Annotated in this window: 23 protein-coding genes; 10 read left to right on the top strand and 13 right to left on the bottom strand. The window is 70.7% G+C overall.

What is annotated here, in order from left to right:
* Window positions 1-78 precede the first annotated feature (78 nt).
* From ABTX60_RS25610 to ABTX60_RS25600, 3 genes are all read left to right on the top strand, one after another.
* Window positions 79-537, top strand: coding sequence for an NUDIX hydrolase (locus ABTX60_RS25610; protein WP_352099344.1), 459 nt, complete (start codon window positions 79-81; stop codon window positions 535-537).
* A 231-nt stretch (window positions 538-768) separates the two neighbouring features.
* Window positions 769-2,529: a TIGR03767 family metallophosphoesterase gene (locus ABTX60_RS25605; protein WP_352099343.1), complete on the top strand. Its 1,761-nt coding sequence runs from the start codon at window positions 769-771 to the stop codon at window positions 2,527-2,529.
* 123 nt (window positions 2,530-2,652) lie between these two features.
* Window positions 2,653-3,822, top strand: a complete 1,170-nt coding sequence (locus ABTX60_RS25600) for a serine hydrolase domain-containing protein (protein WP_352099342.1) — start codon at window positions 2,653-2,655, stop codon at window positions 3,820-3,822.
* Window positions 3,823-4,221: 399 nt separating this feature from the next.
* Here ABTX60_RS25600 and ABTX60_RS25595 read toward each other — a convergent pair whose 3' ends face one another.
* Window positions 4,222-5,262 (bottom strand): hypothetical protein, encoded by a 1,041-nt coding sequence (locus ABTX60_RS25595; RefSeq protein WP_352099341.1) that lies wholly within the window; start codon window positions 5,260-5,262, stop codon window positions 4,222-4,224.
* Window positions 5,263-5,458: 196 nt separating this feature from the next.
* On the bottom strand, window positions 5,459-8,038 hold the full coding sequence (gene pepN / locus ABTX60_RS25590; protein ID WP_352099340.1) for an aminopeptidase N: 2,580 nt from the start codon (window positions 8,036-8,038) through the stop codon (window positions 5,459-5,461).
* A 137-nt stretch (window positions 8,039-8,175) separates the two neighbouring features.
* On the opposite strand from pepN, the gene ABTX60_RS25585 reads away from it, so the two are divergent.
* A complete protein-coding gene (locus ABTX60_RS25585) occupies window positions 8,176-8,814 on the top strand; it encodes a mycothiol-dependent nitroreductase Rv2466c family protein (protein ID WP_352099339.1) in 639 nt (212 codons plus the stop codon).
* A gap of 3 nt (window positions 8,815-8,817) precedes the next feature.
* Here the strand turns inward: ABTX60_RS25585 and ABTX60_RS25580 are convergent, their stop codons facing one another.
* Window positions 8,818-9,039, bottom strand: a complete 222-nt coding sequence (locus ABTX60_RS25580; RefSeq protein WP_053671793.1) for a hypothetical protein — start codon at window positions 9,037-9,039, stop codon at window positions 8,818-8,820.
* A complete protein-coding gene (locus ABTX60_RS25575) occupies window positions 9,039-10,076 on the bottom strand; it encodes a glycerophosphodiester phosphodiesterase family protein (RefSeq protein WP_352099338.1) in 1,038 nt (345 codons plus the stop codon). Before ABTX60_RS25575 ends, ABTX60_RS25580 begins: the two co-directional genes overlap by 1 nt.
* A 668-nt stretch (window positions 10,077-10,744) precedes the next feature.
* On the opposite strand from ABTX60_RS25575, the gene ABTX60_RS25570 reads away from it, so the two are divergent.
* From ABTX60_RS25570 to ABTX60_RS25560, 3 genes are read left to right on the top strand one after another with little or no spacing between them, the layout of a single operon-like run.
* Window positions 10,745-10,933: a hypothetical protein gene (locus tag ABTX60_RS25570; RefSeq protein ID WP_352099455.1), complete on the top strand. Its 189-nt coding sequence runs from the start codon at window positions 10,745-10,747 to the stop codon at window positions 10,931-10,933.
* 19 nt (window positions 10,934-10,952) lie between these two features.
* Window positions 10,953-11,576 carry a histidine phosphatase family protein gene (locus ABTX60_RS25565; RefSeq protein WP_352099337.1) on the top strand — a complete coding sequence of 208 codons (624 nt, stop codon included), beginning with the start codon at window positions 10,953-10,955 and terminating at the stop codon, window positions 11,574-11,576.
* Window positions 11,577-11,588: 12 nt separating this feature from the next.
* Window positions 11,589-12,365 carry an SAM-dependent methyltransferase gene (locus tag ABTX60_RS25560; protein ID WP_352099336.1) on the top strand — a complete coding sequence of 259 codons (777 nt, stop codon included), beginning with the start codon at window positions 11,589-11,591 and terminating at the stop codon, window positions 12,363-12,365.
* Window positions 12,366-12,481: 116 nt separating this feature from the next.
* On the opposite strand, the gene ABTX60_RS25555 is transcribed toward ABTX60_RS25560, so the two are convergent.
* A complete protein-coding gene (locus ABTX60_RS25555; RefSeq protein ID WP_352099335.1) occupies window positions 12,482-13,129 on the bottom strand; it encodes a superoxide dismutase in 648 nt (215 codons plus the stop codon).
* A 149-nt stretch (window positions 13,130-13,278) separates the two neighbouring features.
* On the opposite strand from ABTX60_RS25555, the gene ABTX60_RS25550 reads away from it, so the two are divergent.
* Together ABTX60_RS25550 and ABTX60_RS25545 are read left to right on the top strand one after the other, a co-directional pair.
* Window positions 13,279-13,698 (top strand): hypothetical protein, encoded by a 420-nt coding sequence (locus ABTX60_RS25550; RefSeq protein WP_352099334.1) that lies wholly within the window; start codon window positions 13,279-13,281, stop codon window positions 13,696-13,698.
* The gene (locus ABTX60_RS25545; RefSeq protein ID WP_352099333.1) at window positions 13,695-15,884 is read left to right on the top strand and encodes a tetratricopeptide repeat protein; all 2,190 of its coding nucleotides are present in this window, start codon (window positions 13,695-13,697) and stop codon (window positions 15,882-15,884) included. The genes ABTX60_RS25550 and ABTX60_RS25545 overlap by 4 nt, the downstream gene beginning before the upstream one ends.
* On the opposite strand, the gene ABTX60_RS25540 is transcribed toward ABTX60_RS25545, so the two are convergent.
* From ABTX60_RS25540 to ABTX60_RS25510, 7 genes are all read right to left on the bottom strand, one after another.
* Window positions 15,885-17,270, bottom strand: coding sequence for an amino acid permease (locus ABTX60_RS25540; protein ID WP_352099332.1), 1,386 nt, complete (start codon window positions 17,268-17,270; stop codon window positions 15,885-15,887). It lies immediately after the preceding gene.
* Window positions 17,271-17,389: 119 nt separating this feature from the next.
* Entirely contained in the window at window positions 17,390-18,283 is an 894-nt protein-coding gene (locus ABTX60_RS25535; protein ID WP_352099331.1) for a TauD/TfdA dioxygenase family protein, read from the bottom strand.
* Window positions 18,284-18,321: 38 nt separating this feature from the next.
* Window positions 18,322-19,665, bottom strand: a complete 1,344-nt coding sequence (locus ABTX60_RS25530; protein ID WP_352099330.1) for an LLM class flavin-dependent oxidoreductase — start codon at window positions 19,663-19,665, stop codon at window positions 18,322-18,324.
* The gene (locus ABTX60_RS25525; RefSeq protein WP_352099329.1) at window positions 19,662-20,396 is read right to left on the bottom strand and encodes an ABC transporter ATP-binding protein; all 735 of its coding nucleotides are present in this window, start codon (window positions 20,394-20,396) and stop codon (window positions 19,662-19,664) included. The genes ABTX60_RS25530 and ABTX60_RS25525 overlap by 4 nt, the downstream gene beginning before the upstream one ends.
* Window positions 20,372-21,235, bottom strand: a complete 864-nt coding sequence (locus ABTX60_RS25520) for an ABC transporter permease (protein WP_502992388.1) — start codon at window positions 21,233-21,235, stop codon at window positions 20,372-20,374. Before ABTX60_RS25520 ends, ABTX60_RS25525 begins: the two co-directional genes overlap by 25 nt.
* Entirely contained in the window at window positions 21,232-22,287 is a 1,056-nt protein-coding gene (locus ABTX60_RS25515) for an ABC transporter substrate-binding protein (protein ID WP_352099328.1), read from the bottom strand. Before ABTX60_RS25515 ends, ABTX60_RS25520 begins: the two co-directional genes overlap by 4 nt.
* Window positions 22,288-22,518: 231 nt before the next feature.
* Complete coding sequence (locus ABTX60_RS25510) at window positions 22,519-23,718, bottom strand: ROK family transcriptional regulator (RefSeq protein ID WP_352099327.1); 1,200 nt, start codon at window positions 23,716-23,718, stop codon at window positions 22,519-22,521.
* Window positions 23,719-24,168: 450 nt separating this feature from the next.
* Here ABTX60_RS25510 and ABTX60_RS25505 point away from each other — a divergent pair, with 450 nt between their 5' ends.
* Entirely contained in the window at window positions 24,169-24,750 is a 582-nt protein-coding gene (locus ABTX60_RS25505; protein WP_352099326.1) for a biotin transporter BioY, read from the top strand.
* Between the two features lie 113 nt (window positions 24,751-24,863).
* On the opposite strand, the gene ABTX60_RS25500 is transcribed toward ABTX60_RS25505, so the two are convergent.
* Window positions 24,864-25,589, bottom strand: a complete 726-nt coding sequence (locus ABTX60_RS25500; protein ID WP_352099447.1) for a hypothetical protein — start codon at window positions 25,587-25,589, stop codon at window positions 24,864-24,866.
* Window positions 25,590-25,635: the final 46 nt, after the last annotated feature.

Raw genomic sequence — 25,635 nt, 5'->3', positions numbered from 1 at the left:
GATGTATGGGGAAAACCCGCGATGCGATTTGTGGACATCAGTCCCGAAGGTGGCGAAGAAATCGGTTAACGTCCCGGAGTGCGACAGAAGTTGAGGGTGGCGGCCTACGCCATATGCGTCCGGGACGGACAGATCCTCCTCGCCCGCTCGCCCGCCTGGGACGGCACGCTCGAGTGGGTCGTGCCGGGCGGCGGCATGGAGCACGGCGAGGATCCCTACGACACCGTCCGGCGGGAGGTGGAGGAGGAGACCGGGTACCGCATCGAGGTGACCGGGCTGCTCGGTGTGAACTCCTCGCAGCACGTCTTCCGCAGCCGCTTCGGACCCCCCGTCGACCATCACGGCGTCCGGCTCGTCTACGAGGGCCGGATCATCGGCGGCGAACTGCGCAACGAGGTGAACGGCTCCACCGACCTCGCCGCCTGGCACGACCTGGACGCGGTCCCCGGGCTGGTGCGGATCTCGATGGTCGACATCGCGCTGCGGATGTGGCGCGAACGCCCGGCCACCGGACGGCTGGCCGACCTGCAGAACTAGGTGCAGTACCCCGGAAGATGAACGACGCGTGACCGGCTCCGGGCCGTATCCGGAGCAGGCGGCGACGCGCAGGGTAGTCCAAGATCCACGTTCGGTGATCGGCGCTGCGCGTTGCCGCCTCGTTCACGCCCAGGTCATCCCCGCTGCCAACGATCCAGTACGAGCGGGGTGTTCACGTCGTGAACGCCCCGCGACCACTGCCGACGCGTTCGCACTCGGGGAGAGAAGCGCATGTCGCGCACACGCTCAGTCGCCGGCTCCGGCCAGGGCATCCACCGTCGTTCCGTCCTCGCCGCCACCGGCGCGGTCGCCCTGGCCGGGGGTGTCGGCTACGCGCTGCGGCCCAGCGACAGCCAGGCCGCCACGGGCACTCAGCAGGCCACCGAGGCCGTCGCCGCCTCTTCGCGGCAGGCACCGGCCGCACCACTGGCCCCCTACACCAAGGGCACCACCGTGGCGTCCGTCGCCGCCCCGCGCGGCGGCTCCGGCTACCGGCGCCTGGGCGACGGAGCCGGCTGGCGGCGGGTCGTCCGCTCCGACCTGGCCGCGCCCAAGCCCGGCCGGGCCGGACGCCGTACCGCGCTCGCCGCGTTCGTGCAGCTCACCGACCTGCACATCATCGACGCCCAGCACCCGCTGCGCCTGGAGTACCTGCGCTCGGCCGACATTCACGCCTGGCGGCCGCACGAGGCGCTGACCGTGCAGGGCGCGATCGCGCTCGTGGAGCGGATCAACGCGCTGCGCGGCGCCCCCGTCACCGGCGCCCCGCTGCACTTCGCCATGACCACCGGCGACAACACGGACAACAACGCCAAGTCCGAGCTGGACTGGTACCTGAAGATCATGAGCGGCGGGCGCATCACACCCAACACCGGGGACGCGCGCCGCTACGAGGGCGTCCAGAACAGCGGCCTCAAGCAGTACTGGCAGCCGGACGCCGCCGTCCGCGACAGCGACAAGCAGGCAGGCTTCCCCCACCTCGACGGCTTCCTGAAGGCCGCGATCCGCGAGGTGCGCAGCCCCGGCCTCAACCTGCCCTGGTACTCGACCGTCGGCAACCACGACTCCCTGCCGATGGGCTGCTACGGCTCGCACGGCGACTCCTACCTCACCGAACTCGCCGTCGGCGGCAAGAAGCTGATGAACGTGACCGCGGCCGAGGCGCAGCGGCTCCAGACGCAGATCAAGAAGGCCCGGGACCCCAAGGGCGTCAGCTACCACGACTTCCTCAAGTCCCATGCCCGCTCCATGCGTTCGGTCACCCCCGACGAGCGGCGCGCCCCCTTCACACCGGCCGAGTATCTGAAGGCGCACCTGGACCCGGCCCACCGCGGTCTCGGCCCGGCCGGACACGGCTACTCCTCCGCCAACCTGGACGCGGGCACCCAGTACTACTCCTTCCGCATCTCCGACGACGTGATCGGCATCAGCCTGGACACCACCGACTCCGGCGGCCACTACGAGGGCTCCATCGGCACGGCCCAGCTGAAGTGGCTCGACAAGACGCTGCGGGACAACAAGGACTCCTACGCGGTGGTCTTCAGCCATCACACCAGCAAGACGATGACGAACCTGCGCAGCGACCCGGCGAGGCCCGGCGAGCGCCGCCACGACGGCCAGGAGGTCCTCGCCCTGCTCGGCGGCCACCCCCGGGTGCTCGCCTGGGTGAACGGGCACATCCACAAGAACGTCATCACCCCGCACGCCCTGGCGAGCGGCGGCTCCTTCTGGGAGATCTCCACGGCCTCCCATGTCGACTTCCCGCAGCTCGCCCGGATCATCGAGCTGACCGACAACAAGGACGGCACCATCTCCCTGTTCACGACCCTGGTCGAGTCCTCGGCCCCGCACCGCACGGACTTCTCCGACCTCTCCCAGACCGGCCTCGCGGCCCTCTACCGCGAGCTGTCCCTCAACGCCCCCGGCGCGAGTACGACCCTCGGCGGAGACCCGGAGGACCGCAACACCGAGCTGGTGCTCAAGAAGGGCTGAAAGCCGCTCAACCGTCCCGCGCCGATCAACCCCGGCCGTGCGGCCGTGGTCCCTCCTCCTGGCACGACACGACACGACACGACACGACACGACTCGACAGGTTGTGACAGGGGGAACGGGGACATGAACAGACGAGCGCGTACGGCGGCCCTGACGGCGGCGACGGCGGTGGCCCTGTCGGTGGCCATCGCGGCTCCGGCACTGGCGGCGGCACCGGCCGGTGCGTCCGGCGGTCATGAGGCGACCCGGCGGGCGATGCGGGCCGCGGTCGCCGACGGGGTCCCGGGGGCGACGCTGACGGTACGGCAGGGGCACGGCACCTGGGCCGGTACGGCAGGCGTCGGCAACATGGACACGGGCAAGCCGCGTTCGGTCCGCGACCACTACCGGGTCGGCAGCATCACCAAGACGTTCGTCGCCACGGTCGTCCTCCAACTGGAGGCGGAAGGGCGGCTGTCGCTCGACGACACGGTGGAGCACTGGCTGCCGGGCGCCGTGCGGGGCAACGGCCACGACGGCGGCCGCATCACGGTCCGGCAGCTCCTGAACCACACCAGCGGCGTCTTCGACTACCTGGAGGATCCGGACTTCCAGCAGACCTACATGACCCCGGACGGCTTCATGAAGCACCGCTTCGACGAGGCGGCCCCCGAGGACATGCTCGCCGTCGCGATGAGGAACCGGCCGTACTTCGAGCCCGGAGCGTCGTTCGCGTACTCCAACACCAACTACCTCCTGGCCGCCCGGGTGATCGAGAAGGCCACCGGCAACGACTACGGCGAGGAGATCGACCGCCGGATCATCGCCCCCCTGCACCTGACGTCCACGTCGGTCCCCACCACCCGGGTGACGCTCCCCCGGCCCAGCAGCCGGGGCTACTCCAAGCTGTCCCGGGAGACGACGGGCCCGACGTACGACGTCACGGAGCTGAACGCGCGCATGGCCTACGGCTCGGGCCAGATGGTCTCCAGCTCGGCCGACCTGACCCGCTTCTACTCGGCCCTGCTCGGCGGCAGGCTGCTCCCGACGGAACAGCTGAAGAAGATGAAGACGACGGTCCCCTCCAGCCGTGAAGGCAGCCGCTACGGTCTCGGCCTGGTCGACCGCAAGCTCGGCTGCGGCGTCCACGTCTGGGGCCACGACGGCGGCATCTACGGCTCGATCTCGGACGCGGTGACCACCGGGAACGGCCGGCACTCCCTCGCCGTGAACTTCAACGGCGACTGGTCGGGGAGCACCGACGCGATCGTCGAGGCGGAGTTCTGCGGTGACGGGGTGAGCGGTCCGGCATGACAGCTCGTCATGGCCCGGGGAGAACAGGGACATTCCGACGCCCCTTCGCTGGACTGCACGGCCGCCCGGCGAGGGGGTGACGCGCCCCGCCTGCACGCCTGCCCGGCTCAGCGGCCTGCGGCCGGAGAAGGGTGAGGCCGGTGAAGGGAGCAGATGGGCGGCTGCCTCCTCTGCCGACCTGGGGAGGCGCGCGTGGGGGCGGCCCAGGCGCTCCGATTGCCGCCCCCTGTCCAGCCCCCTGGGGCTCCGCCCACTCGGCGATGGCCGCTGAGCCGTGGCCGGGACGGGAGTGGCCCGGACGGCTGCTTCGGAGGCGGCCGTCGGGGGACGCCGAGGAGGGGCCGCCGGTGTGCCCCGGCGGCCCCTCCTCTCCCCTCCTGGTGCTGCCACGGTTCGTCACTACCGGGGCAGCACCACGACAAGTGCCGCCGGTTCCCGGTCGACCGAGGCCATCAGGGCCGTGCGGATCACCGTCGCCTGCTGTTCCGGGGAGTCGCGGAGCTTGCGCGGCGTGATGTGGACGACCGTGATCCCCAGTCGTTCCAGGTGCTCGCGCTTGCGGGCGTACTCGGACCACAGGGCGTCGTCGTCCTGCCGGGGCGCCCGGGTGTCGAGTTCCACCGCCACCGCCTGGTCGGGCCAGTACGCGTCGAGTCCGCCGAGGTAGGGGCCGCCGGGCAGGCGCAGGTCGACGTTCCAGACCGGGTCGGGAAGGCCGTACTCGCCGATCATGCGGTACAGGCGGTCCTCCGCGCGGGCCCGGCCCTCGGCGAGCAGGGACTCCACCGCGTCCACCACGTGCGGGCGGCTCAGCAGCTGGGCCCGGTTCAGCTCACGGACCACCGCCGTCGGGTCGCAGTGGGCGCCCCGGACCGCCTCCGTGAGCAGTCGGCGTACGGTGACGGCGTCGGCCAGTTCGGCCACCGCGTCGGCCAGCGCGCGGGCCACCGGTGCCACCGGCACCCCGGTGACCTGGTCCGGGTCGGGCACGACGGGCGTGCGGACGATGCGCGCGCAGCCGGTGGAGCGCAGCCGCCGCATCCGCGGGACCAGGACGTCGATCGCGTCCAGGGACGGCAGCGGGGGAGTGGAGGAGAAGCCGTGCAGCGTCAGCGCGGCCAGGCCGGTGATCATCACTTCGGGGTAGGCGGGGGCGTGCGGTCGGCTCGCGCCGGGCTGGGCCGGCACCCCGGTGCCGCGCTCCCGCGCCGCGTACATGAGCACCGCGTGCAGCCGCTCCTCGCTGGTCGGCGGGCCCGGGTGGAGCAGGACCACGCCCGGGAGGAGAAGCTGCCAGGGGCCGCCCGCACGGCACTGCTCGTTCGTCTCGGCCGTGGAGACACCGTGCGCGCGGAGCTGGGCCGTCGTCAGCACGCGGGGGCGGCCACCGCCCGACAGGTCGTGCAGCGGGCGGGGGGAGAGCGGGGCGTTGTGGGTCATGACCCGCAATTTCCCGCGTTCCGACCCACTTTGAACCGCTGTTACAGGTCCGTCGACAATTGCGGACAACCTGGCACTAAAGGACGGATGTTCGGATGCCGAAACCCCCTGGTCCGTTCGGGTGCGGGCCAGGGGTTACGGCTCAGCGGGCACTCGTCTCGTAACGAAGGCGGAACGCCCCGATCTCAGGCCAAAGCTACTGGTCAGCGGCCTCGTCGCACGCCTGTCCACGCAACGCCCGTGCCAGGTCGTCACGGGATTCCAGCACCAGCCGGCGCAGCGCCGGGGCCGCCTCCTTGTGGGCGTCCAGCCACGCGTCCGTGGCGTGCAGCGTCTCCTGGGACTGCTGGAGGGAGGGGAACAGGCCCTGCACCACGTGCATGCCGATCTGGATCGACCGCTCGGCCCACACCCGCTCGATCGCCGCGAAGTACTTACCGGCGTACGGCGCGATCAGCTCCCGCTGCGAGCCCTGGGAGAAGCCCGCGATGGTCGCCTCGACCATGGCGTTGGACAGCGCGTCCGACTCCACGACCTGCGCCCACGCCTGCGCCTTGACCGCCTCGGACGGGCGGGCGGCCAGGCAGCGCACCTGGTGGCGCTTGCCGGACGCGGTGTCGTCCCGGGTCAGCTCCTCGGCCAGCGCCTTCTCGTCCACCACCCCGTGCGCGGCCAGCGGCTCCAGGAACACCCAGCGCAGCTCCTGGTCCAGGTCGAGGCCTTCGACCGCCGCCGTGCCCGCGAGCAGGTCCCGCAGCAGCTCGAAGTCCGCCTCGGTGGTGGCGGTCCGGGCGAAGAAACGCGCCCAGGCGAGCTGGTGCTCGCTGCCCGGCCCGGCCGCGTACAGCTCGCGCCGGGCGCCCTCGGCGAGCAGTGCGGCGGCCGTCTCACGCCGGGTGGGCGCCGTGTAGTGCGTGACCGCCGACTCGGCCCACGCGTGCAGCATCTGCACGACGCCGATCTCGGACTCGCGCCCGCCGAACCGCAGCACCAGGTCCACGAAGTCCCGCGCCGGGAGCAGCGCGTCACGCGTCATGTTCCACAGCGCCGACCAGCACAGGGCGCGCGCGAGCGGGTCGGTGACCGCGCCCAGATGCTCGCGCAGGGTAGCCAGCGAGGTCTCGTCGAAGCGGATCTTGCAGTAGGTCAGGTCGTCGTCGTTGACCAGGACCAGATCGGGCGCCTCGGCACCGGCCAGGTCCGCGACGACCGTCCGCGCGCCGTCGACGTCGGTCTCCACGCGCGCGTAGCGCTCCAGCGCCCCGCCGTCCGTCACCCGGTACAGGGCCACGGCCACCCGGTGCGGCCGCAGCTCCGGATGCGACTCGGCCGCCTCCTGCACCACCGCCAGCTCCTCGACACGGCCGTCCGCGTCCAGCAGCACGTGGGGGGTCAGCGAGTTCACCCCGGCCGTCTGCAGCCAGGACCGCGACCAGGCGCTCATGTCCCGGCCGCTGGTCTCCTCCAGCACCGACAGCAGGTCACCGAGGCGCGTGTTGCCGTAGGCGTGCCGCTTGAAGTAGCGCCGGGCGCCCTCCAGGAACGCCTCCTCACCGACGTACGCCACGAGCTGCTTGAGTACCGAGGCGCCCTTGGCGTAGGTGATGCCGTCGAAGTTGAGCTTGGCGTCCTGCAGGTCGCGGATGTCCGCCGTGACCGGGTGGGTGGAAGGCAGCTGGTCGGCGCGGTACGCCCAGGCCTTGCGGCGGTTGGCGAAGGTGATCCAGCCGTTGCCGAAACGGGTCGCGCCGACCAGGGAGAACGCACCCATGAAGTCCGCGAACGACTCCTTCAGCCACAGGTCGTCCCACCACTCCATGGTGACCAGGTCGCCGAACCACATGTGCGCCATCTCGTGCAGGATGACGTTGGCCCGGCCCTCGTAGGAGGCCTGCGTCACCTTCCCGCGGAAGATGAACTCCTCCCGGAACGTCACCAGCCCAGGGTTCTCCATCGCGCCCAGGTTGTACTCGGGCACGAACGCCTGGTCGTACTTCCCGAACGGGTACGGGAAGTCGAAGTGGTCGTGGAAGAAGTCCAGGCCCTGCTTGGTGACCAGGAACACGTCGTCGGAGTCGAAGTAGGGCGCGAGGCCCTTGCGGCACAGGGTGCCGAGGGGGATCTCCAGCGTCGTGCCGTCCGCGAACGTACGCGCGTAGGAGTCCGTCACGTAGTGGTACGGGCCCGCCACCACACAGGTGATGTACGTCGAGATCGGCTTGGTCTCGGCGAACCGCCACACCCCGTCGGTCTGCTCGCCGGCCCCGTTGCTCCACACCGTCCAGCCCTCGGGGGCCCGCACCTCGAAGCGGTAGGGGGCCTTCAGGTCGGGCTGCTCGAAGTTCGCGAAGACCCGGCGGGAATCGGCCGGCTCGTACTGCGTGTACAGGTACACCTCGCCGTCCTCGGGGTCGACGAAGCGGTGCAGGCCCTCGCCGGTGCGGGAGTAGGCGCACTGGGCGTCGACCACCAGCTCGTTGTCCGCGGCCAGGTCCTCCAGCGTGATCCGGGAGCCGTCGAAGACCTCTCCCGGGTCCAGATCACGGCCGTTGAGCGAGACGGCCGTCACACTCGGCGCGATCAGGTCCGCGAAGGTGCTCGCCCCGGGCTCGTTGCAGCGGAAGCGGATCACCGTGACCGAGCGGAAGGTGCGGGGCCCGTCCCCCCGGTCCTCCCCGACCGCGGACCGCAGATCGAGGGACACCTCGTACCCGTCGACGCTCAGCAGGGCGGCCCGCTCCCGGGCCTCGTCGCGGGACAGATTCTCACCGGGCACAGGCGGCACTCCTCAGATGTCGTGGGGTACGGCTGAACAGGACCGATCCTGCCACGCGCACCTGACACGGGGCAGCCGGGAATGAGGCGAGCGCTCACCGGCGTTGCCGGAGAAACGGTTGCCTTTCGAGGAGAGACATGTCGGACAAGACCCCCGTCGACTTCTGGTTCGACCCGCTGTGCCCCTGGGCCTGGATGACCTCCCGCTGGGTGCTGGAGGTGGAGAAGGTCAGGGACATCGAGGTCCGCTGGCACCTCATGAGCCTCGCCGTCCTGAACGAGAACAGGCTGGACGAGCTGCCCGAGGAGTACCGCGAGCTGCTGGAGACCAAGGCGTGGGGCCCTGTCCGGGTCGTCATAGCGGCGCAGCAGGAGCACGGCCCCGAGGTCCTCGGCGATTTCTACACCGCGCTCGGCACCCGCATCCACAACCAGGCCGAGGGCCCCGGCAAGGAGACGGTCGCCGCCGCCCTGAAGGACGTGGGCCTGCCCGAGTCCCTCCTGGAGCACTGGGACTCCACCCCGTACGAGCCGGAGCTGCGCGCCTCCCACAAGGAGGGCATCGACAAGGTCGGCCAGGACGTCGGCACGCCGGTCATCGCCGTGCCCGGCCCCGACGGCGAGCAGATCGCCTTTTTCGGCCCGGTCGTCACCCCGGCCCCGCAGGGCGAGGAGGCCGGCCGCCTCTGGGACGGCACCCTCGCCGTGGCCTCGGTCCCCGGCTTCTACGAGATCAAGCGCACCCGCACCAAGGGCCCGGACTTCTCCAACCTGTAGGGCTCACCGCGAGGCGTCGGCTCCCGGGTTCTGCAACTCCTCCGGGAGTCGGCCCCCGCCGGCCTGATGATCCCAGGGCTGATACCACCGGCAGCCCGCGGCGGTGCAGCGCCACAGGTCCGTGCGGTTGGTCCCCAGGGCCTTGCGCTCCTCGGGCTTGAGCGGCGTGAACACCTGCGTGCCGCTGCCCTTGCAGGTCGGGCAGTGCTTGTCCTTGAAGAACATCAGCTCCTCCTCGCGATCACCGCCAGGTCCGGGAAGTCGGTCACGACCGCATCGACCCCCATGCGGTAGTACAGCGCGTATTCGGCGAACGCGTCCCCGAAATCGTTCGCTCCGCTCCCGCGCCGGAACCGCTCCGGCAGGAACTGGTTCTCCGCGCGGAAGGTGTACGGCCCGATCCGCAGCCCCGCCGCGTGCGCGTCCGCGACGAGCGAGGTGCCGACGAGCGACGCCTTGTCCGGCCCGATCCAGTCCGCGTACGCGGCGATCTCCGCCAGGCCCGCCGGCGTCATCATCTCCTTGTAGGTCCTCCCGGGCAGGTCGTACGGCCCGCCCGTCGTCCCCAGCGCCTGCCACAGCGGCACACCCAGGCCCGTCATGCGCTGCAGGCTCGTCGGCTCGAAGGACTGCACGACACACTCGCGCCGGCCGAGCCGGTTGCGCCGGATCGCGGCCGCCAGCTTCGGCTCCAACGGCAGTCCGAGGGAGCGGAAGTACGTCGGGTGCTTGGTCTCCGGGAACACCGCGACCGTCCGGCCGTGCTCCCGTGACAGCCGCCGCGCCAGGTCCACGACCTCCTGGAAGGTCATGACCTCCGCGCGCCCGTCGAAGACCGTGTTGCGGTTGCGGACCGCGGGCAGCCGTTCCACCGCCCGTAGCGTCTTCAGCTCGGCCAGCGTGAAGTCCTCCGTGAACCAGCCGGTGACCGGCCGCCCGTCGACCGTCTTCGTCGTACGGCGGTCCGCGAACTCCGGGTGCCGGGCCACGTCGGTCGTCTGGGAGATCTCGTTCTCGTGCCGGACCACCAGCACATGGTCCTTCGTCGGCACCAGGTCCGGTTCGATCCAGTCGGCGCCCGTCTGCACGGCGTACGTGTACGAGGGCGCCGTGTGCTCCGGGCGCCAGCCGGCCGCGCCGCGGTGACCGATGACGACCGGGCCGCCGCCCGTGCGGGGTTCGGCCGCCGCTGCGGTGCCCGTCGCGGCCGTGGCGGTTCCCGCGGCCGCCGCCAGCAGGAGGGATCTCCGTCCGAGCTGCATGCAACTCCCTTTCGTCGATGGCATGTTCACAGTCGGGCCCGTGCTCGGGCCGGCCGGTCCAGGTGCTCCTCGTGCCCCGTCGTGTGTGGGTTCCACGGCCGGTGGGCGGCCCGTGGTGCCGAAGGCCGCCGCCGTGACCACGGACGTGCCCCCATGGACACCGACGTACATGCGGCTCTCCTGCCGGTCCTCAGGTCAGGCAGTGCGCGAGCGGCTCCCCGCGCGCCCAGCGGCCCACCTCTTCGGCGGCGATCCGGGCGGCCTTCTCCGCGACCGCCCGTGACGCCCCCGCCGGCCGGACAGGAGGTTGATGGCCTCCAGGAAGCTGGTCACGACCGTCAGCGGCGTGACCTCGGCCATGCGCAGCCGCCCGGCCATCTCCAGCGTGGACGTGGACTTCAGCGTCTCTACCCGTCGTCCCGGTCGCTCCGGCCGGTCGGCCTCGAAGACCCGGCGGCGAGGGCGTGGAAGCGCCGGCGGTCGTGTACGTGCGTGTCCATCCGTACCTCCGCGTGGAGCCTGGTTGACACCCTCGGTCGACTCGTCAACCGAGGGTGTAACGGCTGCGGTTGGGCGTCAATCCCTCGCGCACGGGAAGATATCGGGACACAGTGAGAAGTTCACCTGCTTCATCAAAGATCCGGCTGCGACGGCGTGGGAGGTTCCGGATGGTGGTGGACCGTGCAGGCGAGGGGGAGGGCGCGGACACGGGTGCGGGCTGGCTGGGCGTCGACCTGCGCACACGGAGCGTCCGCGCGCCGCTCGTCACCGCCGACGGCACGGTCCACGGCAGCGGCTCGGCCCCGCCGACGGGACGGCGGGACGGTGGGACGGCGGGCGGCAACCCCGTCGGCTGAACCGGGATACTTCCGCCTCATGAGTACGACCCTCCTGCTGGTCCGCCACGGACAGAGCGTCTGGCACGCGGAGAACCGCTACGCCGGCATCAGCGACATCGACCTCACCGACACCGGCCGCGACCAGGCCGACGCCCTCGGCCGCTGGGCCGCCGCCCACCCCGTCGACGCGATCTGGACGTCCCCGCTGTTCCGGGCCGTCGCCACCGCCGAGCCCGCTTGCCGCGCCCTCGGCCTCACCGCTCAGAGCGAACCCCACCTGCGCGAATGCGACTTCGGCGTCGTCGAAGGCCGTACGCTCGCCGAGTTCGAGGCCGAGGACCCCGAGTGGGCCGCGGCCTACCGCGCCGACCCCGTCGAGCACTCCTTCCCCGGCGCCGAGGACCCGCTGGCCGTGGCGGCCCGTGGCGTGCGCGCCCTGCGGGACATCGCCGCGGCCCACCCCGGTGAACGCGTCCTGGTCGTCGCCCACAACACCCTGTTGCGGCTGGTGCTGTGCACCCTGCTGTCGATCCCGGTGAGCGAATACCGCAGAGTGCTCCCGCGACTGCGGAACGCGGCGATCAGCGAAGTGCGCATGAACCCCGACGGTTCCGCCGCACTCCTCTCACTCAATGTGCCCTGCGAGGCTCATGTGCCGTAGCACCATGGGCACATGACGCAGATCGACACATCGGTGCCGCACTCGGCCCGGATCTGGAACTACTGGCTGGGCGGCAAGGACAACTACCCGGTGGACGAGGCGGCCGGTGACGCGTACACCGCCGTCTTCCCCGGCATCGTCACCATCGCCCGCGGCAGCCGCGCCTTCCTGGGCCGCAGCATCCGGTACCTCGTCCAGGAGGCCGGCGTGCGGCAGTTCCTCGACGTCGGCACCGGCCTGCCGACCGTCGACAACACCCACGAGGTCGCCCAGCGGCTCGCCCCGGACGCGCGGATCGTCTACGTGGACAACGACCCGCTGGTCCTCGCGCACGCCCGCGCCCTGCTCACCTCCACCCCCGAGGGCGCGACGGCCTACGAGCCCATCAGCCTCTTCGAGCCCGAGGAGATCCTCGCGGCGGCCGGCAGGACCCTCGACCTCACCCGCCCCACGGCCCTGATCCTCAGCGGCATCCTCGGCCACGTGGCCGACTACGACCAGGCCCGCGACCTGGTCCGCCGCCTCCTGGCCGGACTGCCCACGGGCAGCCACCTCTCCCTCAACGAGGGCTCCCGCGGCACCGACCCGGCCTACGAGCGTGCCCAGGACGCCTACAACGAGACGGGCGCGGTCCCGTACTTCCTGCGGCCGGTCGAGCAGATCGAGGCGTTCTTCGAGGGCCTGGAACTGGTCGAGCCGGGCGTGGTCCCGGTGCCGCTGTGGCACCCCGAGCCGGGCGCTGCCACGGACCCGATCGGCCAGCACGGCGGCCTGGGCCGCAAGCCGTAAACGCGGCGAACGGACAGAAGCCCCCCGCGAGTCACGTCCTCGCGGGGGGCTTCCTCTTACCGCCTGCCGTGCGTGAAAGGTGAGAAGACGATCACGAGGCAGGACGCTTCACGGCCTCAGGGGGCCAGCAGCAGCACGTCCGCCCTGGACTTGGCGGCCTCGTGACGCCGGGCGACGTCCTGCCAGTTGACGACCTGCCACATCGCCTCGATGAAGTCGACCTTCTGGTTCTTGTACTGCAGGTAGAAGGCGTGCTCCCAGGCGTCGAAGACGAGGATCGGGGTGGCGCCCTGGCCGACGTTGCCCTGGTGGTCGTAGACCTGCTCCACGATCAGCCGCCCGCTCAGCGGCTCGTAGGCGAGCACGCCCCAGCCCGAACCCTGCGTGGTCGCGGAGGCCTTGGTCAGCTGCGCCTTGAAACCGGCGAACGACCCGAACGACTCGACGATGGCGTCGGCGAGCTCCCCCACACCGTCGGCGGCCAGCGGCTCACCGCCGCCGTCCTTCGGGCCGGTCATGTTCTGCCAGTAGATGCTGTGCAGGATGTGCCCGGAGAGATGGAAGGCCAGGTTCTTCTCCAGCCCGTTGACCGACCCCCACGTCTCCTTGTCCCGCGCCTCGGCCAGCTGCTCCAGGGTGTCGTTGGCGCCCTTCACATAGGCGGCGTGGTGCTTGTCGTGGTGCAGCTCGATGATCTCGGGGCTGATCACGGGGGCGAGCGCGGAGTAGTCGTAGGGCAATTCAGGCAACGTGTAGACGGGCATGAGCGGGATCCCCTCCGGACTCTTATTGCAACAGACTTGCAAGTACACGCTAGCAGCAAGAGAGGTGATGTTCGGTAGGCGCGCGGAACAGCGGTGCGCAGTGGACGGGGGCGACCTACTATCGGGTTTCGTAGGGGAAGGGGGCAGCCATGGGGCCCGAGATCGCCGAACTCGCCAGAACTGCGGGAACGACGATGGTGACGCTGATGGCCGGCCAGGCCTGGGAGTCGGCCCGCGAGGGTCTGGTCTCCCTCTGGCAGCGCTTCCAGCCCGACCGTGCGGAGGCCGTCGGCGGCGAATTGGAAGCCAGCCGCGAGGACCTCCTGCTCGCCCAACGGACCGGTGACGCCGACACCGAGTCCGAACTCACTGCCGAGTGGCAGGCGCGGGTCCGCCGACTCCTGATCGCCAGGCCCGAAGTGGCTGACGAACTGCGTCGCATCCTGGCGGAGTTGAGCCCTGGGGCCGCAGAGGCACACTCGGTGACCGACATCCGGCTGCGCGCCGAGGCCTCCGGCAGTGGCCGGGTCTACCAGGCCGGACGCGACCAGCACATCACCGAACGATGAGCGAACTCGGCGCCCGGGCCTCCGGGCAGGGACGGATCTTCCAGACCTCCGGCGACCAGTACATCGAGGAACACCACCATAACTACGGTGCCGGTGCGGGCGGCCCGCTGTTCGGACGGGTGGCCGGGCCCCCGGCGGATGCCGGGCCGACCGCTCCCGACTCCGTACGGATGCCGCTGGTCGGCCGGGCGCCGGGCATCCTGCGCGACCGTGAGCAACTCCGCGAGACGCTCGGCGCGGCCGTCGCCGGATCCGGCGGTGAGGTGCACGTCGTGCACGGCATGGGCGGCTGCGGCAAGACCGCGCTGGCGTACTGGCTCTTCAACGAGGCGGTACGCGAGCACGGGCGGGTGGGCTTCTGGGTCAACGCGTCCGAGCGGATGTCCCTGCGGGCAGGGATGCTGGCGGTGGCGGGGGACCGTGGCGCGGCGACGGAAGAAGTGGCCGCTGCTGCTGCCGGTCAGCGGGCTGCTGCTGATTTGGTCTGGCACTACCTCGAAAGGTCCGTCGAACCCTGGCTGCTCGTCCTGGACAACGCGGATGATCCGACGGTCTTGGAGTACGGTGCGTGGCTCCGGCCCAGTGACCGCGGCACGGTACTGGTCACGACCCGCCATGCCACGTCGCCGATATGGCGGGGACCGAGTGTGACCCGACATTCGCTGGGCGTCTTGCCGCTTGAGGACGCGGCCCAGGTCCTGTGCGACCTTGCACCGGATGCGGGGGGCCTGGAGTCGGCACGGAAGGTGGCCGCGCGTTTGGGCCGACTACCGCTCGCGCTAACACTGGCTGGGTCCCATCTTGCCCATCAACTTCTGGAGTCGTGGTCCATGGACGAGTACGACCGCAAGCTTGGTGAGGAGTCGACGGCGATCGTGGACGGAGGCGCGGCCGGAAACGGCGGCGGACAGTCACGCCATCTGGTGGGTCGGACATGGCAGATATCCCTGGACGCGCTGGCGGCACAGGGATTGCCGGAGACGACGACGTTGTTGCGGCTGTTGTCGTTCCTGGCGGCGGATCCGGTGCCGTTGAGTGTGCTCGCGTCAGTGGCTCGGGGCGAAGTCGTGGCCGAAGAGTTGGAGCCCGGTCTGACCGCAGGGAAGTTGGAGCCCGCCTTGCGTGCGCTGCTTGATCACTCGCTGGCCGAGCTCGTTGAGGCGGGTGGGGAGCGGTGCGTGCAGGCACATGGAGTGTTGCTGGACAGCGTGGCCGCAGGGATACCAGAGGGACAGCGCTTTGTTCTGGCGGATGCGGCAGCCGAGTTGTTGACAGCCACTCTGCCCAAGAGGGGCACTGAGTCTGGGGCCTTGAACCGACTCGCCGTGCTCGCGCCGCACGCCATAAAACTGTTCGAGAGGTCGCCAAGTGAGCGGACTGCCATGTTGGCGGTGCGGACGGTATGGCAGGTGTTCGACTCAGGAGGCTTCGCAGCGGCCTTGGAGCTTGCTCCCGAGGTTGCGCGGCGTAGCGAGACAGTCATGGGTGCGCAGCACCCGATCACCCTGGATGCTCAACACGTGGAAGCCATGGCCCTCAACCGCATGGGTCACTATCCCGAGTCCGAGGCGCTGCACCGCTCAGTTCTCGGTAGCCGCGAACTTGTCCTGGGGCCGGATCACCCTGACACGTTGCGCAGTTGCTACAGCCTGATTTGGCCGCTCTTCCTGACGGGGCGGGGCGAGGAAGCCGAGCTCTGGGCTCGACGGGCCCTTGAGGGACAGCGGCGTGTGCTGGGGGAGGAGTCTCCGGAGACGCTGTACACCTGGGCGAATGTAATCGAACTGCTTCCGCACATTGGAAAGGGGCAGGAGTTTGTTCCCGAGGCAGATGAGCTTCTGGGCGCTTGCGAGCGTGTCCTGGCCTCGGACCACCTGACGACACTGATCGCCCGGCACAACTACGCTGAAGGCTTGAGGGTCCTGGGGCGTTACGAAGAAGCCGAGCCGCTGGCTCGTCGGGTGCTTGACGACCGCATCCGCCTCCAGGGGCCCGATCACCCTGTGAGTCTCGCCGCACTGTCGCTCGTAGCTCGGATTGCGCACGGAATGCATCGGTATGACGAGGCCATCGCGATACTCAAAGAGGTCATCGAGCGTCGCGAACGGGTGCTCGGACCAGGGCACCCGTTCATCGTGGACAACCGTGTGTGGCTCCTCGAATGGCAGGCTGGCGCCCGCCGTTGATCAGTTTCTGGCGGCCCTGGCCCGCTGCCACCCGTACCCCACCGCCGCCAGGAGCAGCACCATCCCGCCCGTCGAGTACAGCTGTACCCGTGTGTCCGGCTCCCGGGCCATCAGGACGAAGACCGCGGCCATGCCGGCCAGGGCGACCCAGGTCAGCCACGGGAACGCCCACATGCGCACGGCCAGCTTCTCGGGCGCCTCGCGCTCCAGGCGGCGGCGCAGGCGCAGCTGCGAGACGGCGATGAAGATCCAGACGACCAGGATCACCGCGCCGATCATGTTCAGCAGCCAGGCGAAGACGTCGTTCGGCCGCCAGTAGCTCAGCAGCACGCACAGGAACCCGAACACCGAGGACGCCAGCACGGCGATCCGCGGCACTCCGCCCGAGACCCGGCCAAGACCCTTCGGGCCCTGCCCGCGCTCCACCAGCGAGTAGGCGATGCGGGAGGCCCCGTAGACGTTGGCGTTCATGGCGGACAGCAGGGCGACCAGGACGACCACGTTCATCAGCTGGCCGGCGCCGGGGATGCCGAGCTCGTCGAGGGCGGCGACGTACGGGCCCTTCTCGACGACCGCTTCGGAGTCCCAGGGCACGAGCGTGACGATGACGGCCATCGAGCCGATGTAGAACAGCGCGATGCGCCACATCGCCGTGCGGACCGCGCTCGCGACGCCCTTGACGGGGTTCTCCGACTCGGCGGCCGCGATGGTGACCGTCTCCAGGCCGCCGTAGGCGAAGACCGACGCGAGCAGGCCGATGACCAGGCCCTCGCCGCCGTTCGGCAGGAAATCGGTGAGGTGGCTCGCGCCGGGCGAGTCCGTGCCGGGCAGGACGCCCGCGATCGCCAGGACGCCGAGCACCAGGAACAGGGTGATGGCGCCGACCTTCAGCGCCGCGAACCAGAACTCGAACTCGCCGAAGTTCTTCACGGCGGCCAGGTTCGTGCCGCAGAAGACGACCATGAACAGCGCCACCCACGCCCACTCCGGCGTGCCCGGCAGCCAGCCATGGACGATCTTCGCGGCGCCGATGCCCTCCAGGCCGACGGCCGTGCACAGCAGCACCCAGAAGGACCAGCCGGCGGTGAATCCCGCCCAGGGGCCGATCGCCCGCTCGGCGTGCGCCGAGAACGACCCCGACGAGGGATACGCGGCCGACATCTCGCCGAGCATCCGCATCACCAGCATCACGAGGGCACCGGAGAGGGCGTAGGCGACCACGATCGACGGACCGGCCGCGGCGATACCGGCACCGGAGCCGACGAACAGACCGGCCCCGATCACCCCGCCGAGGGCGATCATCGACAGGTGGCGCTGCTTCAGGCCGTGGGAGAGGGAGGCGTCGTCCGCGGTGGGCGGCGTCCCCGTGGTGGTACTGCTGGGCATGGGCCGACTCGTCCTATGCGTGAGAGGCGTACGAGGGCAAAAACGCCGCCAGTCTCGGATGCCTCTCCGCCGGACGAAGAGGCATCCCACCATGTGGACGGTCGTGTCGCTCTGTGTGGCTAGGCGGCGACCGGCGTGTAGTGCGAGGCGTCGCCCTCGATGACGTAGCTCTCCTTACCCTCGATCCCGACGGGGATGTCCCCCGCGACGGTGACCCGGTGCAGGCGGCGCGGCAGGCCGTCGTAGTTGTCGATGGCGTAGTGCTGGGTGATGCGGTTGTCGAACAGGACGAGCTGGTTCGGCGACCAGCGGTGGCGCAGGATGTTCTCCGGCCGGGTGACGTACGCCTGGAGCAGGTCGAGGATCTTGCGCGACTCGCCTGCCGACAGGCCCACGATCCGCTGGGCGAAACCGCCGATGAACAGCCCGCGCTCGCCCGTCAGCGGATGCACGCGGACCACCGGGTGGACCGTGCGGTACTTGATCGAGGTGAACTGGGCGCGCCGGGCGGCCTGCACCTCGTCGACGTCCTCGTCCGGGACGGCGTAGTCGTAGTCGTTGGTGTGCTCGGCCCACAGCGTGTCGGCGAGGTTGCGCAGCGACTCGGGCAGATTGCGGTAGGCGGCGGCCGAGCTGGAGATCAGGGTCTCGCCGCCGTACGGCGGGATCGTGATGCTGCGCAGGGTGCTGGCCTGCGGCGGGTTGAGGACGAAGGTGACGTCGGTGTGCCAGTTGTTGGCGGCCCGGCCCCCCTCGCTGTCGACAGGCAGGACGTTCGGGGCGTCGGCGACTGAGGACACCGTCGGGTGGGCGGTGGTGATGTCACCGAAGTGGCGGGCGAAGGCCTGCTGGCCCGCGTCGTCGAGGCCCTCCGCGTCGAAGACCAGGGCCTTGTGGGCGTTGAGCGCATCCCGCAGGGCGGTGTACGTCTCCTGGTCGAGGGGCCGGGTGAGGTCGACGCCCTCGACTCGGGCGCCGATGTTCGCGGTGACCTTGTGGATCTCGATGGCCATGACGGGTTCCTTCCGGAGGAGGGGATCAGAGGAGGGGGTCAGACGAGGGCGGGGGCGATGGCGTGCTGGTTGGCGGGACGTGGGAGGCCGTAGCGCTCCCGCAGGGTGCGGCGGGCGCCGCCGTACTCGGTGCGGAGCAGTCCCCGGGCGCGCAGGATCGGGACGACGTGGTCGACGAAGGCCTCCAGGCCGGACGGCAGCACCGCGGGCATGATGTTGAAGCCGTCCGCGGCGCCCGAGTCGAACCAGAGCTCGATGGTGTCGGCGACCTGCTCGGGCGTCCCGGCGAAGGTGAGGTGCCCGCGGCCGCCACCCAGCCGCCCGATCAGCTGCCGCACGGTGAGCCGGTCGCGCCGGGCCAGCTCCACGACGAGCGTGTAGCGGCTCTTGGCGCCCTCGATGGCGCTCTCCGGCGGCAGGTCGGCGGGGAGCGGGCCGTCCAGCTCCAGGGTGCCGGGGGCGAGTTGCAGCAGCCGCTCCAGGCGGTCCACGCCGTGCGCGTGCACGATGTGGTCCTCCAGGAGCCGCTCGTTCTCCAGCGCCTCGGCCTCGGTGGAGCCGATCACCGGGACGATGCCCGGCAGCACCTTGATGTGGTCGGCGTCCCGGCCGGCGGCGACGGTGCGGGACTTGAGGTCGGCGTAGAAGGCCCGGGCGTCCTCGATGGTCTGCTGGGCGGTGAACACCGCCTCCGCGTACCGCGCGGCGAACCGCTTGCCGTCCTCGGAGGAGCCGGCCTGCACGAGCAGGGGGTAACCCTGGGGCGTGCGCGGCACGTTGAGTGCGCCCTCGACGCTGAAGTACCGGCCCTGGTGGCGGGGCGGGTGGATCTTCGCGTCGTCGCCCCACACGCCCGCCGCCTTGTCGGCGACGATCGCGTCGTCCTCCCAGCTGTCCCACAGCTTCAGCGCCACGTCGAGGAACTCGGCGGCCCGTGCGTACCGCTCGGCGTGCGCCGGCTCGGCGTCCAGACCGAAGTTGCGGGCGGCCTCGGCACCGGCGGTCGTGACGATGTTCCAGCCCGCCCGGCCGCCGCTGAGGTGGTCCAGCGTGGCGAACTTCCGCGCCAGGTTGTACGGCGAGTTGTACGACGTGGAGGCCGTGGCGATCAGGCCGATGTGTTCGGTCGCCGTCGCCAGGGCGGTCAGCAGCGTGACCGGCTCCAGTGCCCCGGCGGGCCGCTGACCCACACTGCCCCACAGCTGCGGGCCGTCGGCGAGGAAAAGCGAGTCGAAGGTGCCGCGCTCGGCGATCCGCGCGAGCCGTACGTAGTGCGCCAGGTCCACGTGTGCGTACGGGTCGCTCTCCGGCAGCCGCCACGACGCCTCGTGATGGCCGGTGTTCATCAGGAACGCGTTGAGGTGGAGCTGTCTGCGGGTCATCGATGGTCCTCCGTGACACCGAGCGCGGCCAGCAGCCGCTCCCGGTATTCGCCGAGCAGGGGGTCGCGGTACGACCGCGGGTGCGCGCGGTCGATGGTGAGGTCGAGGCCGATCCGGCCCTTCTCGAGGACGAGCACCCGATCGGCGAGCACGATCGCCTCGTCCACGTCGTGGGTGACCAGCAGCACCGAGGGCCGGTGCCGCTCCCACAGCTCCCGGAGCAGGCCGTGCATCCGGATCCGGGTGAGCGCGTCCAGCGCCCCGAACGGCTCGTCGGCCAGCAGTAGTTCCGGCTCGCGCACCAGGGACCGGGCCAGGGCGGCACGCTGGGCCTCCCCGCCGGACAACTGGCCCGGCCAGGCCCGCTCGCGGCCCTTCAGCCCCACCTCCTCCAGGGCCTCACGCCCCTTGCGCCCCGCGTCCTTGCCCTCCGCGCCGAGCAGCACGTTGTCGAGGACCCGCCGCCAGGGCAGCAGCCGGGAGTCCTGGAAGACCACCGACACCCGCTCCGGCGCCGTGAGCTGTCCGCTGCCCGCGACGCCGTGGTCGAGTCCGGCGATCGCCCGCAGCAGGGTGCTCTTGCCGGAGCCGCTGTGCCCGAGAAGGGCGGTGAGCTGTCCGGCGGGCAGGTCGAGGTCGATGCCGTCGAGGACCGTGCGCCCGTCGAACGAGCGGGTCAGGCCGCGCAGTTGGACGGCGGGCCGGGTCAGCTGCTCAGTGTGCGGCGCCATGACAGCACCCTCCGTTCGACGATGCGGACCGCGCTGTCGGAGATGAGGCCGAAGATGCCGTAGACGACCAGGCCGACGAGGATGACGTCCGTCTGGCCGTAGTTCTGCGCCTGGAACATCATGTAGCCGAGGCCGCTGGTGGCGTTGATCTGCTCCAGCACCACCAGGCCCAGCCAGGAGCCGGTCACGCCGAGCCGCAGCCCGACGAAGAAGCCGGGCAGGGCACCGGGGACGACGACCTGCCGGATGAACTGGTACTTCGACAGGCCCTGCACTTCGGCGAGTTCGACGAAGCGGCTGTCGATGCCGGACAGCGCGGCGTGCGTGTTGAGGTAGATCGGGATGTAGACGACGATCGCGATGATGGCGATCTTGAAGGTCTCCCCGATGCCCAGCCACAGGATGAACAGCGGGATCAGACCCAGGGTCGGGATCGCCCGGTTGAGGTTGACCGTCCCGTCGATCAGGGCCTCGCCGGTCCGGGTGAGCCCGGAGGCCAGCGCGAGCAGGATCCCCACGGCCAGACCGATCGAGAAGCCGGTGGCCGCACGCTGCAGCGATGTCAGGATGTCGTCCGGCAGCGTGCCCGCGCTCCACAGCCGGCTGCCCGTCTCCAGCACCGTCCACGGCGCCGGGATCGCGCCCGGGTCGAGCAGCCCGGCGGCGGAGGCGGCACTCCACAGCGCGAGGACGGCGGCCGGCCCGGCGAGCCGGGTGGCGGGCAGCCGCTTGCCGGGAGCCAGCCGCCGGCGCCTGCGCACCGGGTGCGCCCCCTCCACCGGGGCGAGCACCACGGGAGCCTTCGAGGTCGTGTGCGTTGTCGTGGTCACGGCGGTCACCTCCGGTACTCCGCGGGCACGGCCTTGGCCGCGAGGGACTCGAAGCGGTGGTCGAAGAGCCCGGAGACGTCGAACTTCTTCACGAAACCGCCCTCCGCGAGCAGGTCGGCGGTCTCCTGCTCCCACGTGATGGCCTCGTCCCAGCGGGGCGGGAACAGCGGCTTGTTGGCCAGCGCGGTGATGGCCTTCGCCTGGGGGAGCGTCAGGTTCTGCGTCCCGACGTAGAACTGCTCGTTCCACTCGTCGGGGTGCTCGTAGGTCCACACCTGGCTCCTCGCCCAGTACGGGATGTACGCGGCGATCGCGGCGGCCTTCGCCTTGTCGTTCAGCACCGAGACCGGCGCCCACAACAGGTTGAGCAGGTCCACCACGTCCGTGGTGATGGTGCGGGCCGACTTGTACTGCGCCAGATATGCCGGCGCCTGGGTGTTGGCGAGCGGGGCGATGTCCACCTGCCCGGACTGCAGGGCGGTGAGGAACTGGTTGCTGGTCAGCGGCACCAGCTCCACGTCGTCGTACGCCAGACCGGCCTTCTTCAGCGCCCGCAGCAGGACCACGCCCTGCGCCTGGCCCTGGGAGAAGGCGAGCCGCTTGCCCTTGAAGCCGGCGACCGTACGGATGTCGCTGCCCGGCTTGGTGGCGAAGAGATAGTTGGGCTTCCGGGTGATGTTGATCGCGACGATCTTCGCGTCGAAGCCCTGATAGTGCGCCTGGATCGGCGGAATTCCCGCGTTGTTGGCGACCTCGAGGGACTTCGCACGGAAGGCGTTGATGACATCGGGGCCCGCACCGATGTTCAGCCAGTTGGCGACCTTGAACGGCAGGTCCCGGAACCCGGCCAGTTTGAACTGGAGTTGCTGCGCGTTCTGGTACGAGGCGATCTTCAGGCTCGTGCCGGCGGGAACCTTGGACGCCAAGGGAGCGTCGGAGGCCTCTTCGGCGGCGGCACTGCTGTCCGCGCAGCCGCTCAGTCCCGCCGCCGCGGCCGTCACGCCGAGCAGTGAGGTCAGGAACAGGCGCCGGTCGAGGCCGGGCAGGGGAGGAGAGGGCATGGGAGGACTCCCTGGGTATGGAAGGCGGCACGGCACGCGGAATTCCGGACAGGAATAGCCGGGCAGGGGAATTCACGTGAAATTCACACGGGGAAGAAGAAGGCGCTCCGTGAACGGGCGCCTGGGCGCGTCAACGGGTCAGCAACAGAGAGTGCGACAGCTCGTGAGCGGGGTCATGAACAGGATGTTCCTGGTCGACAGCCCGTCCTGTCAACATTCCGAGTTTCTGAATTAAATAGCCTCAGGTGACGCGGCCAGCGGATCCCGATAGAGAACGTCGAGCGCCACCGAGCCGCCGGCCACGGCCAGTACGGAATCCGTGAAACTGATCGGAGAGACGGTCCCGGCCCGGTCCGCTCCGACCTCTTCCCGCAGCGCGGCCAGACAGTCCGCCCGGTGCATGGCCCCGATCTCCGTCACGACCACCCGCTCCGGGTTGAGCACGTCCAGCAGCAGCCCGACCGCACGGCCCACCCGCCGCGACCGCTCCCGCAACAGCCGCCCCGCCACCGGGTCACCGGCCGCCGCGGCGGACACCACATGCATCGGGTTCACCCCGTTGACGACCCCCGCCTCCCGGGCCAGCCGGCACAGCGTCCGCTCGCTCAGCTCGACCTGGAGGCAGCCCACCCGGCCGCACGCGCAGGGCTCCGTGCCGCCCGGCACCGGCAGATGGGCGATCGCCCCCGCTTGCGAGCGCGGACCGTGGTGCACCTCGTCATGGGTGGCGAACGCCGAGTCGACCACGTTGCCCGCGAACAGGTGCAGCACACTGCGGCTGCCCCGCGCCCGCCCGAACAACCGCTCCGCGTTCACCAACGCCCGCGCGTGCCCGTCGACATGCACCGGCAGCCCGGTACGCGCTCCGAGCACCTTCCGCACCTGCACCTCGCGCCAGCCGAGCAGTTGATGCTCCACGACGGTGCCCGAGTCCCGGTCCACCCAGCCGCCCGCCGCGAACCCGACCCCCAGCGCCCTGCCGCGGGGAGAACCGGCGAGCAGCGCCGCCAGCGCCTCGGCGGCCCGGCCCAGCACCCGCGCGGGCTCGGTGCCCACGTGCTTCACCTCGGTGCGGGCCACCACCCGCCCGCGCAGATCCAGCAGCGCGACCGTGGTGTACGGCACCGCCACGTGCACGCCGCCCACCACGAACCGGGAGTCGTCCAGATCGACAGGAAGATGCGGCCGGCCCACGCCCTTGGAGCGCCGCGGCGCGGCGGACTCGCGGATGAGCCCCAACTCGGCGAAGCGGGCACAGTAGTCGGTCACCGACGCCGGCGACAGGCCGGTCAGCCGGGCGATGGTGCTGCGCGCGACCGGCCCGTGCTCCAGCACGGACCGCAGGACGACGCTCGCGCTGGTGCGACGCCGGTCGCTGTCGGCGACACGGGGGATGGGGGACGTCAGAAGGGGAGCCGCGGTACGGGGCATGGGAATCTTCCTGGAGGCCGGTCCGACACTGCGCCGTTTCGATCGGCGAGCCGGATCCCTCCGTCCCGCCTCACCGAGGGCGGCGACAGGTGGCCGTGCCCTGGCGTCGCAGGTCGACGTAGCGACGCGACGAGAAGTACCGGGCCTGGGCAACCATGTCCGCGACGCTAGCAAAACGGCCCCGGGCTGCCCAGACGGCGACCGACGGGCGAGACGGCCCAGCCGGTGCCGTTGGGGGAAACCTACAGACGCCCGAATCCCGGCTCCCGTGTCGCACGGCACCCCATCACCGTGACGGGCATCACGCCTGACTCGCTGTAACCCGCATCCTTTGTTCGAAGCCGACCAACGGCCGGTCCACGCCTTTGTCGAGCGCTGACGGTGATCGGGACGAGGGTGCTGGGATAGCGTCACGGTGTCCCGACCGGCCCTCACCCTCGCGGAGTCCCCATGAGCACCGCTGCCGCCACACCCGCTCGCACCGGACAGGTCCTCGCCGACCTGCTCCCTGCCTCCCGAGTCCGGGACGCGGCCCTCGTGCTCGGCGGCGCCGCGCTCACCGGCCTCGCCGCCCAGATCTCCGTGCCCGTGCCGGGCTCCCCGGTGCCGGTGACCGGCCAGACCTTCGCCGCGCTGCTCGTCGGCACGTCCCTCGGCGCCGGCCGCGGCTTCCTCGCGCTCGCGCTGTACGCCCTGGCCGGCATCGCCGGTGTGCCGTGGTTCGCCGGCGCCACCTCCGGTGTCGCCCCCTCCTTCGGCTACATCCTCGGCATGATCCTCGCCTCCACCGTCGTCGGCGCCCTGGCTCGCCGCGGCGCCGACCGCTCGGTGCTGCGCACGGCCGGCGCGATGCTGGTGGGCGAGGCGATCATCTACGCCATCGGTGTGCCCTACCTGGCCCTCGCCACCGGCATGTCCGCCACCGCCGCGATCGCGGCCGGCCTCACGCCGTTCCTCATCGGCGACGCGCTGAAGGCGGTCCTGGCCATGGGCGCCCTGCCGACGGCGTGGAAGTTCGCGCACAAGCGCTGACACCGCAGGCGTTGCCGAGCGCCGACGCCGTAGGCGTTGCCGGGAGGCCCGCCGGGGGCACGATGCCCCCGGCGGGCCTCCCGGCGTATGTGCTCGCCCAACAGCCGTCGGATTCAGCCCTCCTGAGCCCCCGGCCGCCGCCGTTGCGACCACCACATTCCGGCCACGCCCGCCGCGAGCAGCGACGCGCCGGTCGCGCCCAGCGGCAGCAGATCGCGGGCCGGACCGGTCTTCGGCAGCTCCTTCCCGCCCGGCCCCGCCGGCTCGTTGTCGGTGCCGAGCAGCAGGGGCGTGGCGGGGGCGTCGGGCGACGGGTTGCTCGTGCCGAACGGCACCGGGCCCTGCTGCCAGAACGTCTTCTTCCCGTCGCTCGTCTGCACGGGCAGGCAGATCTTCCCGGTCTTGCCGAGGTCGAACGTCGCGTCGACGGCGAACGACTTCGACTTACCGGCCGTGAGATTGTCGATCGGGCATGCGAATCCGCTGTTCGAACCTTCCGGAAGTGCCTTCTCGGGTATCGCTGAACAGCCCTCGACACCCTTGACGACAAGCCCGTCGAAACCGACGACCAACAGCCTGATCTTCCCGCTGTCCTTGCTCCCCTCGTTCTTCACCGTGGCGGTAATCGCCGTTTTTTCGGAACTGTTGTCGACCGAGATCTTTGCGGGCAGTGACGTGGTCGGCTTCACCCCTGCCGGGGCGGCGTCAACCACCTTTCCCCCCTTGCTGCTCGCGGGTCCATCGTCCTCCGCGCCGGCTGTTCCGGAAAGGATCATCACCGCCGAGAAAGATGCCATGACCAGCGATCCCGTGACCGCTGTCGAACGACGAGAACTCATGTTCGTCCCCCCTTGCGTCCCCCTGGGCTGCGCCTGAATTCGCAGC

The organism is Streptomyces sp. NPDC126510 (genome assembly GCF_040302345.1).
Classification (GTDB): domain Bacteria; phylum Actinomycetota; class Actinomycetes; order Streptomycetales; family Streptomycetaceae; genus Streptomyces.
This window is presented reverse-complemented; position numbering and strand designations above follow the sequence as displayed.